General features: G+C 65.6%; 11 protein-coding genes, 1 tRNA gene and 1 pseudogene. 4 read left to right on the plus strand and 9 right to left on the minus strand.

Features of this window, described 5'->3' with window-relative positions; all coding sequences use genetic code 11:
• Positions 1–316: 316 nt before the first annotated feature.
• The gene (locus GGR71_RS13260; protein WP_202405059.1) at positions 317–895 is read left to right on the plus strand and encodes a DUF3617 domain-containing protein; all 579 of its coding nucleotides are present in this window, start codon (positions 317–319) and stop codon (positions 893–895) included.
• A gap of 149 nt (positions 896–1,044) precedes the next feature.
• Here the strand turns inward: GGR71_RS13260 and GGR71_RS13265 are convergent, their stop codons facing one another.
• From GGR71_RS13265 to GGR71_RS13280, 4 genes are read right to left on the minus strand one after another with little or no spacing between them, the layout of a single operon-like run.
• The gene (locus GGR71_RS13265) at positions 1,045–2,349 is read right to left on the minus strand and encodes a hypothetical protein (protein ID WP_160960140.1); all 1,305 of its coding nucleotides are present in this window, start codon (positions 2,347–2,349) and stop codon (positions 1,045–1,047) included.
• Positions 2,342–2,935 (minus strand): hypothetical protein, encoded by a 594-nt coding sequence (locus GGR71_RS13270; protein WP_237474371.1) that lies wholly within the window; start codon positions 2,933–2,935, stop codon positions 2,342–2,344. Before GGR71_RS13270 ends, GGR71_RS13265 begins: the two co-directional genes overlap by 8 nt.
• On the minus strand, positions 2,922–3,500 hold the full coding sequence (locus GGR71_RS13275; RefSeq protein ID WP_160960142.1) for a hypothetical protein: 579 nt from the start codon (positions 3,498–3,500) through the stop codon (positions 2,922–2,924). The genes GGR71_RS13270 and GGR71_RS13275 overlap by 14 nt, the downstream gene beginning before the upstream one ends.
• Positions 3,497–4,159, minus strand: a complete 663-nt coding sequence (locus GGR71_RS13280) for a hypothetical protein (RefSeq protein WP_237474372.1) — start codon at positions 4,157–4,159, stop codon at positions 3,497–3,499. Before GGR71_RS13280 ends, GGR71_RS13275 begins: the two co-directional genes overlap by 4 nt.
• Before the next feature lie 313 nt (positions 4,160–4,472).
• On the opposite strand from GGR71_RS13280, the gene GGR71_RS13285 reads away from it, so the two are divergent.
• Positions 4,473–6,503, plus strand: coding sequence for an AAA family ATPase (locus GGR71_RS13285; RefSeq protein ID WP_160960145.1), 2,031 nt, complete (start codon positions 4,473–4,475; stop codon positions 6,501–6,503).
• Positions 6,504–6,612: 109 nt separating this feature from the next.
• Here GGR71_RS13285 and GGR71_RS13290 read toward each other — a convergent pair.
• The 3 genes from GGR71_RS13290 to serS all read right to left on the minus strand — a co-directional run bounded on the left by GGR71_RS13290 (position 6,613) and on the right by serS (position 9,575).
• Positions 6,613–6,702 (minus strand) — tRNA-Ser (locus GGR71_RS13290).
• 210 nt (positions 6,703–6,912) lie between these two features.
• Positions 6,913–7,902: a LysR family transcriptional regulator gene (locus GGR71_RS13295; RefSeq protein WP_160960147.1), complete on the minus strand. Its 990-nt coding sequence runs from the start codon at positions 7,900–7,902 to the stop codon at positions 6,913–6,915.
• Positions 7,903–8,294: 392 nt separating this feature from the next.
• Positions 8,295–9,575 (minus strand): serine--tRNA ligase, encoded by a 1,281-nt coding sequence (gene serS / locus GGR71_RS13300; protein WP_160960150.1) that lies wholly within the window; start codon positions 9,573–9,575, stop codon positions 8,295–8,297.
• Positions 9,576–9,706: 131 nt separating this feature from the next.
• Here serS and GGR71_RS13305 point away from each other — a divergent pair, with 131 nt between their 5' ends.
• Positions 9,707–10,363, plus strand: coding sequence for an energy transducer TonB (locus GGR71_RS13305; RefSeq protein ID WP_160960152.1), 657 nt, complete (start codon positions 9,707–9,709; stop codon positions 10,361–10,363).
• A gap of 105 nt (positions 10,364–10,468) precedes the next feature.
• Positions 10,469–10,720: a hypothetical protein gene (locus GGR71_RS13310; protein ID WP_184452054.1), complete on the plus strand. Its 252-nt coding sequence runs from the start codon at positions 10,469–10,471 to the stop codon at positions 10,718–10,720.
• Between the two features lie 67 nt (positions 10,721–10,787).
• On the opposite strand, the pseudogene GGR71_RS21090 reads toward GGR71_RS13310, so the two are convergent.
• Together GGR71_RS21090 and GGR71_RS13315 are read right to left on the minus strand one after the other, a co-directional pair.
• Positions 10,788–10,928 (minus strand): annotated as a pseudogene (locus tag GGR71_RS21090) (3-phosphoshikimate 1-carboxyvinyltransferase); the annotation flags it as partial.
• Positions 10,929–11,109: 181 nt separating this feature from the next.
• Positions 11,110–12,633, minus strand: a complete 1,524-nt coding sequence (locus tag GGR71_RS13315; RefSeq protein ID WP_221237698.1) for an aminotransferase-like domain-containing protein — start codon at positions 12,631–12,633, stop codon at positions 11,110–11,112.
• Positions 12,634–12,824: the final 191 nt, after the last annotated feature.

Genomic DNA, 12,824 nt, shown 5'->3' on the forward strand with positions numbered 1-12,824 from the left:
TGGCGTGGGGGTCACGCGCGGCGGCGCAGACGCTAGCAGAGCCGAACGCAATGGTCCGTGCACGGCAGGTGCGGTCCGAACGTGCTCCTCTATCGCCGGAATCGCACGGCGTTGCCCGCGTGCGGCCGTGCCTTGGCGTCACGTGATTGCGCATCCTCTTCAGCCGCAGAGCAAGCCTGTGGCGATCTGCCCTCATCTTTCCCGGTGCCGGCCTTATGGCCAGACACCGATCGGCGGCGAGCGCCGGACGTCCACGTGATCTTAATCACGCCCCCGGCTATGCTCCGCGCACCTCACATAACTTAGGGAGAAGTTCATGCGTCTGACCATGCCGGCAACGCTTGCTGTGTGTGTGCTGCTCGCCGCCTGTAGCAAGGGCGGCGACAAGAACGGCGACAACGTCGCCATGTCCAACGCCTCGGTCGCCGACGTGGCCAAGGTGCAGGCGGCCAAGCTGCAGCCCGGCCAATGGGAGATGCGGATCGAGCAGGTGAGCAGCGAGACCACCGGCGGCTCCGGCAACATGCCGCAGATGCCGAAGGTGCCGCCGAGCACCGCCAAGGTGTGCCTCACCGCCGAGCAGATCAACGACCCCGCCAGCCTCTTCGGCAGTGCCTCGCCGATGCAGAAGAACTGCGTGTACGACAGCTTCACCATGAAGGACGGAAAGATCGACGCGAAGATGCACTGCACGATGGGCGACATCAAGGTCGCCGGCACGAGCACCGGTACCTTCAGCGCCACCGAGATGGCCTCCGAATCGCATTCCACGATCACTGGCCTGCCGGGCGGCATGTCCATGAAGACGCACATGAAGCTCGACGGCAAGCGCCTGGGCGAGTGCCAGCCGGGCGACATCAAGGCGGGCGACACCAAGGCGCCGGCCGCCGGCTGATCCTCCGGGTTTCGACGGCGGCGATCAGAACGCGTCGCCCCGATGCCCTGTTCCGCAGCGCCGCGATGTTCAGTCATCGCGGCGCTTTTCTTTGCGCCTTTGCAACCCACAACCGGTGGCTCAGCGAAGACGGCGCAATACGCGCCGGACTACTTCAACGCCCGCCAGCTCCGACCGGCACGGAAAGCACGCTCGAGCGTCGCCGCGAGCAGGCAGATCTTCAGCGTCTGCGGCAGGATGCCGTCGCCGGGATCGCTGGGCGTGCCCAGCACCACCGACAACTGATTGGCGATCGCCTGCCACACCACCTGCGGGTGGGGGCCGATCAGGCGGGTCAGGCCCATCCAGCCCCAGGCCGAGGCCCAGTCCAAGGCGCGATAGAACACGATCAGGGTGACCAGCGCCGCCAACCCGGTGGCACCGGCAAGCTGCACGCTGTTGGCCGCGGCGCGATAGCGCGAGACAGTGCCGGCCCAGAAATGGCCGATGAAGTCGCGCAACCAGGTCGGCAGTTTCCGCCACAGCCCCAGCGTGCCGTCGACCTTGCTCGACCACTTGGCGGGCGCGGTCAATTGGGCGTTGTGCACGTCGTAGCGGTAGATCAGCGCGGCCAGCGCCAGCCAGACCACCGGCAACAAGGCCGAGAAGAAGATCACCACCAGCGTGTCCGCCACGCCCGGCGGCGCCTGCTCCACCGCGCCCGGCAGCGCGGCATGGGCGACGCCGATCGGATGGCTGATGCCTTGCCACAGTTGCTGGCCGAGATCGGCGATGCGCAGATGCGCCAGCCAGCGGAACACCCCGCCCTTCCATTCGGTGAGCACGTACATGCCGACGAAGGTCCAGCCCGCCTCGCACAGCACGATCAGCACGTTCCAGGCCGGATGCGGGCTGCGCTGCTTCTGTTTTTTCGCACCGCGCCGGATCAGCCACAGCAGCGCCACCGACGCCACCAGCCACCAGCCGCCCGACACCTCGAACAATGAGCCGCGGTAGGTCGGGTCGAACGGATTGAACTGCCCCAATCCCTCGCGCCCGTAGGCGCGGATCGTCTCGCCGAGGAAACCCCAGGCAGCGTAGTACGCGAAGAACGGCACCAGTGCCTGCGAAACGATCGCCGACAGGCGGCGCCAGCGCGCCCTGCCCTCGTCCTCTGCTGCCGTCGCGTCGGCCTGTTCGGCCAGCGCCGCACTGGCGATCCCCGGCAAGGCTGGGCGCAGCGTCTCGAACAGCAGCACGAAGATCACCAGCTTGACCAGCACCACCAGCGTCAACGACAACAGCCCGGCCAGCCGGTTCTGGTAGCCGATCCACACCGCGGCCTGCAGCAGCAGTTCGTTGAGCAACACGCCGGCCAGTGCCACGGCGAGCAATTGCGGCAGGTAGCGTCCCCACAGCCGCAACGTGTCGCCGATCAGCCCCAGCGGCCCGCCGCGCAGCGCCAACTCAGTCATGGGCTTGCTCCCGCGCGAAACGCAAATAGTGCGGGCGACCACCGTGCGTGCTCACGGCGAGTTGCAGCTGCGCGGCCACCGCACGCGGCACCAGGTAGTAGCCGTCGATCGCCAACGGCACGCCTGGCTTGGCCGTGGACACGGCCAGCCCATCGCAGGCGACGCCGGGCGGCTCGCCCGGCTTGGCCAGGGTACGCTGCAACAGGTCCGGCACGGTGTCGATCGCAGACCAGGAACGGCCGCTGCCGTCGACCAGCTTGAGCGTGCAATCACTCCACTGCGCACCGGAGGCACCAGGCACCAGCGTCAGCCGCGTACGCACGAACGTGCGGTCGGCGGGCAGGCCCGCCTCGAACGGCAGCACGTCGACCGACGCGAGCCGGACGGCGGCACCGTCGTAGACCACGGACTGCGCCATCGCCACATCCACCGGCCGCCATTCGCGCGCATGCAGTAACTCCCGCGCGTCGCGCCAACCGGTCGCGGCCATCGTGCACGGCACCAGCACGACCAGCGCCGCAAGCGCGAGCCAGCGCATGCGGCGTTCGGAAACGGCCGGGGCCACGTCGCGGTCAGAGGCGTGCATGCAGCGCATCCAGATCGAGCACTTCGGTGACCGCCGCTGCGGGCGAGAGCGGTGGATAGCGCACCTGCGCTTCGGCCGTCAGCTGCGGGTCGCGGTCTTCCGACAGCACCAGCGTGCCGCCTGCCCGGGCGAGCGCGGACGGCAACTCGAAGACCAGCACATCCTTGCGTTCCAGCCCGGGTTGCAGCGTCTTGATCGACGACAGCACTGCATCACCCATCTCGGCGCGGCCGCTGGCGCGATAGCGGCGGCCATCGGGCGTCGCCCAGACCCGGCCGTACACGCGCGCTGTCGCGCGCGCGACCTTCGACCGCACGGGCACCACTAGCCACACGCCGCCGCTGTCACGCTGCTGGGCCGCACCCGCCGCCTTGAAACGGATCGTGTGCGCGAGTTGCGGCGTGCCGGCGGCCACGGCCAGATTGTCGGCCTGCACCCAACTGCCCTGCGCCCCGGACACCGCGATCGGGCCGGTGATGCGCTCGTAGCGCGGCATCGTCCAGCGCATGCCGGCAAGCAGCACGAAGCCGAGCAGCAGGATCGCAATGGCGGCCAGCCGCTTCATGGTTCACCCGCCTGTGCGCCGGCACGCGACACGCCAAGCGGCAGCTCCACGACCCCGACCGGATGCGGATCGGTCCACAGCGGCTGCGCGTAGAGATTGTCGAAGGCCTTGAAGGTCCTGGCGGTGACGTCGAAGCGCACGCGCGCTACGGTTTGCTCCGTCGCCGGATAGGTCCAGACCAGGGCGATCTGTTCCGGCAGGCCCGGCTGCAATTCGGTGGTCGCCGCGCGATCGCGCAAGAGATAGGCGGTCGGTCGCGCATCGGCCCCGCGCGGCGGCGCCTTCAACGCCACCGCCTGCACCAGCGAGCCGCTGGTCTGCGTGGTGCGATTGGTCGCCTGCAGATACAGCACGATCGCCTTGCGACCGTCGCGCGACACCACCTCGCCATTCGGAAGCCGGTCGCTGGTCTCCACGTGGTCGAAGCGCAGCGACCATTCGCCTGCGGCGACATCCTTCCCGGCCTGCAGCGGGGGCGGCGCCGGCACCTCCTTGGCCTCGAACAAGCCGATGCCCCACCCCACCACGATCGCGGCAATGCCACCGATCCCGGCCAGCATCCGTGTCCGCCACTGTCCTAGAGACGCTTTGCTCGCCAAACCCGGAAGTCCTTTTGGAAGCTGGGCCGGAACGTAGCACTGCCATGCGAAAAGATGCAACCAGATCTCGCAGTGGGTTTAACCACGCATCTCAGGAGCGTGTACAGTCATCAACCGCGACGCACCGGCTACGCTGGCAGCGGGTTGCGTCCGGGCGTTCCGCTTCCCAAACAAGCTCGAAATGCGGCAGAAACGCGGCTACGGCCGGATTCGCTAGATAGCCTCGTGTCTGGACGTTTCTGGCCCCCTCAGGGCTGTCAACGCGGAGCCTGCTGGTCGATAGTTAGCGATGTTACCCATCCCCCCAAGATCGGCTTGTTAAACCGGAACGGCACCCCCAATATATCTCTAAAGATGGCGACTAGGGGCCGACATGCGATTGGAATCGTTTGGCGTAAGTAATTACCGCTCTATCAATGCCAGTGGAGAGGTCAAAGTATCACGCATCACTGCGTTGCTGGGCCGAAATGAAAGCGGGAAATCCAACCTTCTTAAGGCACTAGAAAGCCTCAAGCCAGCTGGCGGAATTAAGCAACTCAATTCAACCAAGGACTTTCCTAGAGATAGGAAACTTTCGGATTGTACAGACAGCACACGAGTTCTCGACTCACGCTGGGAGTTAGACGACGATGACCGAAACGCTCTCGCAGAGGTTTTTCCTCGAGCTGCGAAGGCGACCCATACCATCGTTGGTCGACGTTACGGCACAATGCTATACATCGACTTCGAAGGCTTGTTGCCGCTAGAGTTCAATGCAACGGAAGCCAAGCAATCGATAAAGAAAATTGCAGCCGCAGCAAAAGCAGCGGCAGACAAGCTGGAAGAAGGCCCGAAGGCGAATCTCACAACGGCCGCAGAGACTTTTGAAGCGCAATCATCGTCCAACAAAATTGACGTTGAGTTAGCGCAGGAGCTATCCGCCGCCATCAAAAATTTTCGGAAGGCACTGGCAGGCGCAGATGCAGAACTAACGCCCAAGCAAGATGAAATTCTTGACGCATTGGACTCGTCATGCGACTCGCGCATCAACGATGAAAATGAAGATGTGGCCGGCAAGAAGTGGATCTCATCCAATCTCCCCGTCTTCGTATTGATCGATGAGTATCCCGAGCTACCCGGTAAGCAGAACATTGCTCAATACCTATATCGGAAGCAGCACGGCCAGCTTACTGATGAAGATCGATGTTTTGAGAAGCTCTGCAAAGTTGCCGATCTTGATCCAGCCAAGTTGCAACAACTGCTAAGCAAGGCGGATGCCGAAACACGAAACCAGCTCGTCAATCGTGCAGGCGCGCTTGTCACGAAAGAAATTCGACGACTGTGGAAGGATCGCGCACTCAAAGTTCGATTCAACATTGATGGCGACTATTTCGAGACGTTGGTGTCCGACCCAAATGCAGTCTACGATGTGGAGGTAAACCTCGAAGATCGAAGCCGCGGCTTCCAATGGTTCTTCGCTTTTTACATAGTATTTGCAGCAGATACCCAGGGTGGTTCCGCCGAAGACGCAATCCTGCTTCTTGACGAGCCCGGCCTGTATCTGCACGCACGCTCTCAGGGAGACTTGCTTAAGCATTTTAGAGAAGATTTCAGTAACCAGATCATCTATTCGACCCACTCGCCTTTCATGGTGCCGACGAATAATCTTGATTCTGTACGAACCGTAAACATCACTGAAAATAGCGGTACGACCGTATCCAACGATCCATCCGGTGACGCGCGGACTCTATTTCCGCTTCAAGCGGCACTTGGTTACGACCTCGCCCAAAGTCTTTTCGTTGGACCGAACAACTTGGTGGTCGAAGGAGTCACCGACTACTGGTATCTAAACGCCGTAAGCAGCCACTTCGCCGACAGCGAGCTTCCGGCACTCAATTCCGAAATTGTGATGACACCAGCTGGAGGAGCGCAAAAGGTCTCCTACATGGTCGCCCTACTGACCTCCGAAGAATTGAATGTTTTGGTGCTGCTCGATTCTGAGAAGGAAGCCAAAACCACGAGAGATGAGCTAGTAAAGCACAAACTTATCGCAGAGCAGAATGTACTATTCGTCGGTGAATCTTTTCAGACAGCACCTGCCGAGGCAGACATTGAGGACATGCTCGCTCCAGGGGTGTTTGAGCAGCTTGTTAAGGAGTCATATCACGCGGAGCTGAAAGGAAAGAATCTCGTTCTAAATGCTAGCATCCCACGCATCGTGAAGCGATTTGAAGTCGCATTCGCAGATCTTGGCATCTCGTTCCACAAGACTCGTCCGGCCCGTTTGTTTTTGAAGAAAATGGCTACTGAGCCGGATAGGGTTCTGCCCGAGGAGAGCTCCGACCGATTCGCAAAACTGTTCAAACTGGTCAACGAGAGACTCAGCAAATCTAGTGCAAGGGGCAGCAAGCCCTTTAATGCTTAATAACGAAGAGAACTCCTCCGAGCAATCCTCAAGCCATTATCCATTAAGTAGTTCAAGAAACGGAAAAACCCTATAGCCACTAGAATCTCTCCACAATTTCCTGATGATATGGCGGAGAGAGTGGGATTCGAACCCACGGAAGGTTTGACCCTTCGCCGGTTTTCAAGACCGGTGCCTTAAACCGCTCGGCCATCTCTCCGTTTGCGAACGCCGCGGTGCTGCGGAAGAACGTCGCAGCCGCTTGAAGCACAACGCCGCGGAAGCGCGACGCTGCAGTGCCTGCCCCGCCTGAAGCGATCGGTGCCTCTGACGACACCCAGTGCACCCGAACCCAGGATCACCGGCACGGGCGCGCATTTTCGCACGCCCGCGGCGGTTTTGCTCGACCGACGTGCTCGGCCGACTTCGCTCAGCCCGCCTCGACCGCCATCGCGCCCAGGGTCGAGTGCCGGGCTTTGGTGCGTTCGGGGCAGTCGCCGCCGCAGTCCAGGCGCGAGGCTTCGATCTGGCGCGGCAGGTGTTCGGCGAGGAAGTCGATGAACACGCGTACCGCCGGCAGCAGGCCGCGACGCGAGGCGAACACGGCGTGGCAGATGCCCTGCGGCAGCGACCATTCCGGCAGCACCACTTCCAGTTCGCCGTTGCGCACGGCTTCGGCGCAGACGGTCTCCGGCAGCAGGGTGATGCCGAAGCCGTCCTTGACCATGGACTGCAGCAGCGGGAAGTCGAAGCCGGCCACGCGCGGCTGCAGGTCGACGCGGCGTACTTCGCCGGCCGGGCCATGCAGTTCCCAACGCTGCCGCGCCTCGTCCTCGCTGATGCTGAGGGTGACGTGCGAGGTCAGTTCCTCGGGGTCCTTGGGGCGGCCGGCGCGGTCCAGGTACTTGGGGCTGGCCACCAGCAGTTCCTGCACCTGGCCGAAGCTGCGCATCACCAGGCTGCCGTCGTCGTCCAGGCGCGAGCGCACGCGCAAGGCGACGTCGTAGCCTTCGTTGATGATGTCGACGCGGCGGTTGCTGATGTTCAGTTGCAGCCGCACCTTGGGGTACTGGTCCAGGAACATCGGCAGCAGCTTGGGCAGCTGCATCTGCGCCAGCGACACCGGCACGCTGACCCGCACCAGCCCACGCGGCTCGGCGCTGAGCCGGTCGACCACTTCGCGCGCGGCCTGTGCCTCGGCCAGCATGGTCTGTGCGTGGCGGTGCACGCTCATGCCCAGGTCGGTGACGGCGAAGCGGCGCGTGGAGCGCTGCAGCAGGCGCACGCCCAGGTCGCTCTCCAGTTGGCTGATACGACGGCTCAGGCGCGACTTGGGAATGCCCAGGGCGCGCTCGGCGGCGGCGAACCCGCCGTGGTCGACCACCATGGCGAAGTAGTACAGATCGTTGAGGTCGTGCATGTTCTTTCGATATTTAGAACGATGGGGACAATCGGATCCGATTCATTCTACTCCTACAACGATTTGCGCTGCAGGGACGCCGGTCGCGCTCGCGCGGCGGCTCAGGCACGAAGGTAGAGGCGCGCAGGGTAACCCCGGCCGGGCTAGCGCGAAGTGACGGGGACGGGGGTTTGGCGCACGCGGAGCGCTGCTAGCGGCAGATGCCACACGGCATCCATCGGTGCACACAGGCACAGGCATGCCCTGCCCCCTGTCAGGTAAAGACATACGGACGCAAAGCGGAACGTGTTTGCATGACTGGCATGAGCCTGCGCGCCGTCACAAGCACAGCGCGTCGCCGCAATCACGGCGACGCCAGACCCGCCCGGGGCGAACGCCCCAGGCCTAGGCAATCAGCCGATCCGCTCGGCCCCACCCATGTACGGGCGCAGCGCGTCGGGCACGGTGATCGAGCCGTCGGCGTTCTGGTAGTTCTCCATCACCGCGATCATGGCGCGGCCGACCGCGGTGCCGGAGCCATTGAGCGTGTGCAGCAGCTCGGGCTTGCCGGTGGCCGGGTTGCGCCAGCGCGCCTGCATGCGCCGCGCCTGGAAATCGCCGCAGTTGGAGCAGGAGGAGATCTCGCGATAGGTCTGCTGCGACGGCAGCCAGACTTCCAGGTCGTAGGTCTTGCTGGCCGAGAAGCCCATGTCGCCGGTACACAGCAACATCTTGCGGTACGGCAGGCCGAGCGTCTCCAGCACCACTTCGGCGCAGCGGGTCATGCGCTCGTGTTCGGCGGCGCTGTCCTCCGGACGGCACACGCTGACCAGCTCCACCTTCTCGAACTGGTGCTGGCGGATCATGCCGCGGGTGTCGCGGCCGCCGCTGCCGGCCTCGGAGCGGAAGCACAGCGAGTGCGCGGTCATGCGCAGCGGCAGGCGCTCGGCCTCGACGATCTCGTCGCGCACCAGGTTGGTCAGCGAGATCTCCGAGGTGGAGATCAGGTAGCGCTTCTGTTCGCCCAGTGCGGTGGCGAACATGTCTTCCTCGAATTTCGGCAACTGGCCGGTGCCGTACAGGCTGTCGGCGTTGACGATCACCGGCACGTTGGTTTCCTGGTAGGCATGCGGGCCGGTGTGCAGGTCCAGCATGAACTGCGCCAGGGCGCGGTGCAGGCGCGCGATCGGCCCGCGCAGCACGGTGAAGCGCGCGCCCGACAGCTTGGCCGCCGACTCGCCGTCCAGCCAGCCATGGCGTGCACCGAGTTCGACATGGTCCTTGACCTCGAAATCGAAGCTGCGCGGGCTGCCCCAGCGCTGCAGTTCGACGTTGTCGGCCTCGTCCTTGCCGGCGGGCACGTCGGCCTGCGGCAGGTTGGGGATCTCCAGCGCCAGCGTCTCCAACTGCGCACGGATCTCGTCCAGGCGCTGCTCGGAGGCCTTGAGCTCGTCGCCAAAACCGGCCACTTCGGCCATCAGCGCGGCCACGTCCTCGCCCTTGGCCTTGGCCTGGCCGATCGCCTTGGAACGGCTGTTGCGCAGGCTCTGCAGTTCCTGGGTCCGCACCTGGATGCGCTTGCGGTCGGCCTCCAGGGCCTCCAGGACGGCCACGTCCAGCGCGTAGCCGCGGCTGGTGCGCAGGCGCTCGGCGAGGTCGGCGGGCTGTTGGCGAAGCAGGGCGGGATCGAGCATGAGCGCGGGGTGCCAGGGGAACGAACCCGGGATTATCGCCTGTCCGTCGCGGTTTTGCCGACCCGCTGCCGCCGCGGCGCGCGATTCACCGCGGCTATGCCAGAATCGAGCGGTTCCCTACGGTGAGTCCCATGTCCACGTCGCCCCCGTCCTCCAAGTCCGGCATCGTGCTGCATCTGCCGCGGCGCCTGCTCGCGATCGTCGGCATCGCCTTCGCCGTCGGCCTGCTGCTGTTCCTGGTGGTGTGGCTGGTCGGACGCAAGGACAACGAGTTCTACAAGCCGCAGCCTGCGCAACAGGTGCAGCAGGACACCGAACAGGTGAAGCCGCTGCCCGAACCGTTGCCCGCCGGCAGCGCCGCCAGCAGCATGCCGCAGGCCAAGCCCGCGCCCGCCGGCGACGCACCGAAGCTTGTGGAGACCGCGCCGTCGCCGCCGCCGACCACGGAAGCGCCGGCACCGGCCGCAGGCGGCGATGCCGCCGGCAACACGGCCACCGCGCTGGCCCCGGGCGACCGTCCGGTGCCGCTGGAAGGCCAGACCCCGCCGCCGCGCTATCCGCCTGCGGCGCTGCGTCGTGGCGATGCCGGCACCGTGGTGGTGCGGGTCGAGGTCGATGCCAGCGGTTCGCCCGCCGGCGTCGCCCTGCTCCGCCGCAGCGGCTCGCGCGACCTGGACCGCGCGGCGATGGAAACCGTGCGCCGCTGGAAGTTCCGCCCGGCGCAGCAGAACGGCCGCGCGGTGCCGTCCAGCATCGAGATCCCGTTCGACTTCAAGCCGGGGCCGTAACTGAATCGCCGCCCGGACGCGCGGGCGGCGTTCACATGGGGGTGACACCCCTGAGGCGAGTCCTGGGCGACACTGGACCCGTCCCACGGCACCGGAGTTGCCGCCATGCCCACCCCGTACAAGTCGACACAGCCGCTGGATGCCTGGAAGCGCCCGGCCCGCCCGTCGTCTGCGCGCCGGGAACCGCATGCACGCGCCGATCATGGGTCGCCCTGGGCCTGGATGATCGTGATTGCGCTGGCCCTGGCCGTCGCCGGTTGGTGGCTGGCAGTGGATCGCGACGACGACGGCCGCAGCGACCGGGCGACGCAGTCGACGCCTGCCAACGATCCGCCTCGCCCGCAGCCGACGCACTAATTCCTCGAATCCACGACACGATGCCTGCATCGGCCGCGTTCGCACGCGGCCGGTGCCATTAGCGCGCTTACGCAGTGCGCAATCCGAAACCGGTGCCGCGCGCCAGCGCGTCGAAGCCCGGGAACGACGTCGCCACGTTCGCCACATCTTTGATCCGCACCTCGCCCTGCATTCGCTGCCTGGCGAAGGCGATGCTGATGCGGTGGTCGGGTCGCGGCGGCTCCCGAGAATGTCCGCGCCCAGTTTGATGCGTGACGCCGCAGAGCGTTTATATCCAGCGGCGCATTGCCGTGGGTCCATCGCCACCGGTTGGCAGGATCTGCCCGAGTGGCAAGACAGATCGCCAGGCGTCCGCACGCCTGCCGTCAGGAGATGGCGTGCCGCCGCGGCTATTGGGCGACCTTGGCGACCGCAGCGGCGATCCGATCGAGCATCGCGTCGTCGGTACGCGCGACGTTGAGGCGCACGTGCCGATCGGCGCCATCGCTCGAGAACACGCTTTCGGTGGCAAGCATCATGCCGTCCGCGCGCAGCACGTCCGCAACTGCCCTAGCATCGACGTCTTCGCCGAACGACGTCCACAGGTACATGCCCGCTTCGGTGTCGCGCGCCTGCCAGCCGCGGGCCCGGACCTTCGCCAGCAGCGCCCTGCCGCTGGCGGCCAGCTTCTTGCGCAGCTTCTCGCAGTGCGGCTCGTAGCCACCCTCGGTGAGCACGTGGTGCACGAGTTGGTCGGTGAGCAGCGAGGCGTGGATGGCGCCGACCGATCGCATCAGCAGCAGGCGCTCCATGCGCTGGCTGTTGGCCGCCAGGAATCCCGACCGCAGGCCGGGCGCCAGGGTCTTGGAGAAGCTGCCGACGTGGATGACGCGCTCGAAGTGATCGAGCGCCGCCAGGCGCGTGACCGCGCCCTGCCGAGCGCGCGGGAGCAGGTCGCCGCAGGCGTCGTCGTCCACGATCCACAGGTCGTGCTGCTCGGCGAGCCGGAGCAATCGATGCGCATTGCGCGGAGACATGCTGGTGCAGGTTGGGTTCTGCAACACCGAGCTGCAGAACAATGCCTTGGGCCGGTACTGCTCGCATAGCTGCGCGAGCTGCTCCAGATCGGGGCCGTCCTCGAGGCGGCGCACGCGCAGGATCCAGAGGCCATTGGCCAAGAGCCGCTGGGTGTGGATGAAGGGCCCAGGCTCCTCCACCACCACATACTGGCCCTGGTAGAGGAACGACCAGACGATCAGGTCCAGGGCGTCGGCAGCACCGGCCGTGGTCACGATCTGCTCGGCGGCGACGCCGATCCCGGCCGTGCGCAATCTGGCGCTCAGCGCCTCCCGCAAGGTCAGCCAGCCCCGAACGTCGGCATAGTCGAACAGGCTCCTGCGCGGCCGGGCCGCCACGGCCCGCAGCGCCTCCGACAGCACATCGGCCCCGCCCCATTCGGCGGGCAGCGTGCCGAGCGCCGAGCCGTCATGCGGCCCGTCCGCCTGCAGCAGATGGCCCCAGGCGACCCGAGCAGAGGGGCCGTTCCATCGCTGCTGCGATGCCGATGCCCCCGCCTGACGGGCACCGGGCGACACATAGAAACCCGATCCGCGGCGCGCTTCCAGATAGCCCGCCGCCGTGAGCTTGTCGTAGGCACGCAGCACGGTCTCGTTGCTGATGGCCATGCTGGCGGCCATCGCCCGGACCGACGGCAGGCGCTCGCCGATCTCCAGCGACTGCTGCTCGATCCGGGTCCTGACGTCGTCGAAGATCCGGTCGATGAGAGCCCCGCTGGCGCGGGCAGCTGGCGGGGCTGCCTTCCGCGTGCGCTTGGCGCCGGTCTTCGAGGGAGGAGAGGCTGGCATGGGCGGGGAGCAATGGGGGAAGGCGAACAGCCCAGGATGATAGACCGTCGGCAGCACCGGCTGGCGCATGCGACAAATTGATGCGGCCAATTGCGCGGCGCCGTGTTGCGCCGCAGCGGTGCGCGGACCACACCACCCTGGGGCGCAACACTGCCGTCGCCTGCACTTCCAAGCCTCTACCGCGCCCCAGCGAGGTGCACTGCGGCGCAGGCGGCCGGGCTTCTACATCCCACCCCCTACACGCGTGTGACATGCCGTGA

The sequence above is a fragment of the Xanthomonas sp. F1 genome (assembly GCF_014199855.1).

Excerpts from the sequence above, each read along its gene's own strand:
- GGR71_RS13260 (WP_202405059.1), top strand. The coding sequence starts at position 317 with ATGCGTCTGACCATGCCGGCAACGCTTGCTGTGTGTGTGCTGCTCGCC.
- GGR71_RS13265 (WP_160960140.1), bottom strand. The coding sequence starts at position 2,349 with ATGACTGAGTTGGCGCTGCGCGGCGGGCCGCTGGGGCTGATCGGCGAC.
- GGR71_RS13270 (WP_237474371.1), bottom strand. The coding sequence starts at position 2,935 with ATGCACGCCTCTGACCGCGACGTGGCCCCGGCCGTTTCCGAACGCCGC.
- GGR71_RS13275 (WP_160960142.1), bottom strand. The coding sequence starts at position 3,500 with ATGAAGCGGCTGGCCGCCATTGCGATCCTGCTGCTCGGCTTCGTGCTG.
- GGR71_RS13285 (WP_160960145.1), top strand. The coding sequence starts at position 4,473 with ATGCGATTGGAATCGTTTGGCGTAAGTAATTACCGCTCTATCAATGCC.
- GGR71_RS13295 (WP_160960147.1), bottom strand. The coding sequence starts at position 7,902 with ATGCACGACCTCAACGATCTGTACTACTTCGCCATGGTGGTCGACCAC.
- serS (WP_160960150.1), bottom strand. The coding sequence starts at position 9,575 with ATGCTCGATCCCGCCCTGCTTCGCCAACAGCCCGCCGACCTCGCCGAG.
- GGR71_RS13305 (WP_160960152.1), top strand. The coding sequence starts at position 9,707 with ATGTCCACGTCGCCCCCGTCCTCCAAGTCCGGCATCGTGCTGCATCTG.
- GGR71_RS13310 (WP_184452054.1), top strand. The coding sequence starts at position 10,469 with ATGCCCACCCCGTACAAGTCGACACAGCCGCTGGATGCCTGGAAGCGC.
- GGR71_RS13315 (WP_221237698.1), bottom strand. The coding sequence starts at position 12,633 with ATGCGCCAGCCGGTGCTGCCGACGGTCTATCATCCTGGGCTGTTCGCC.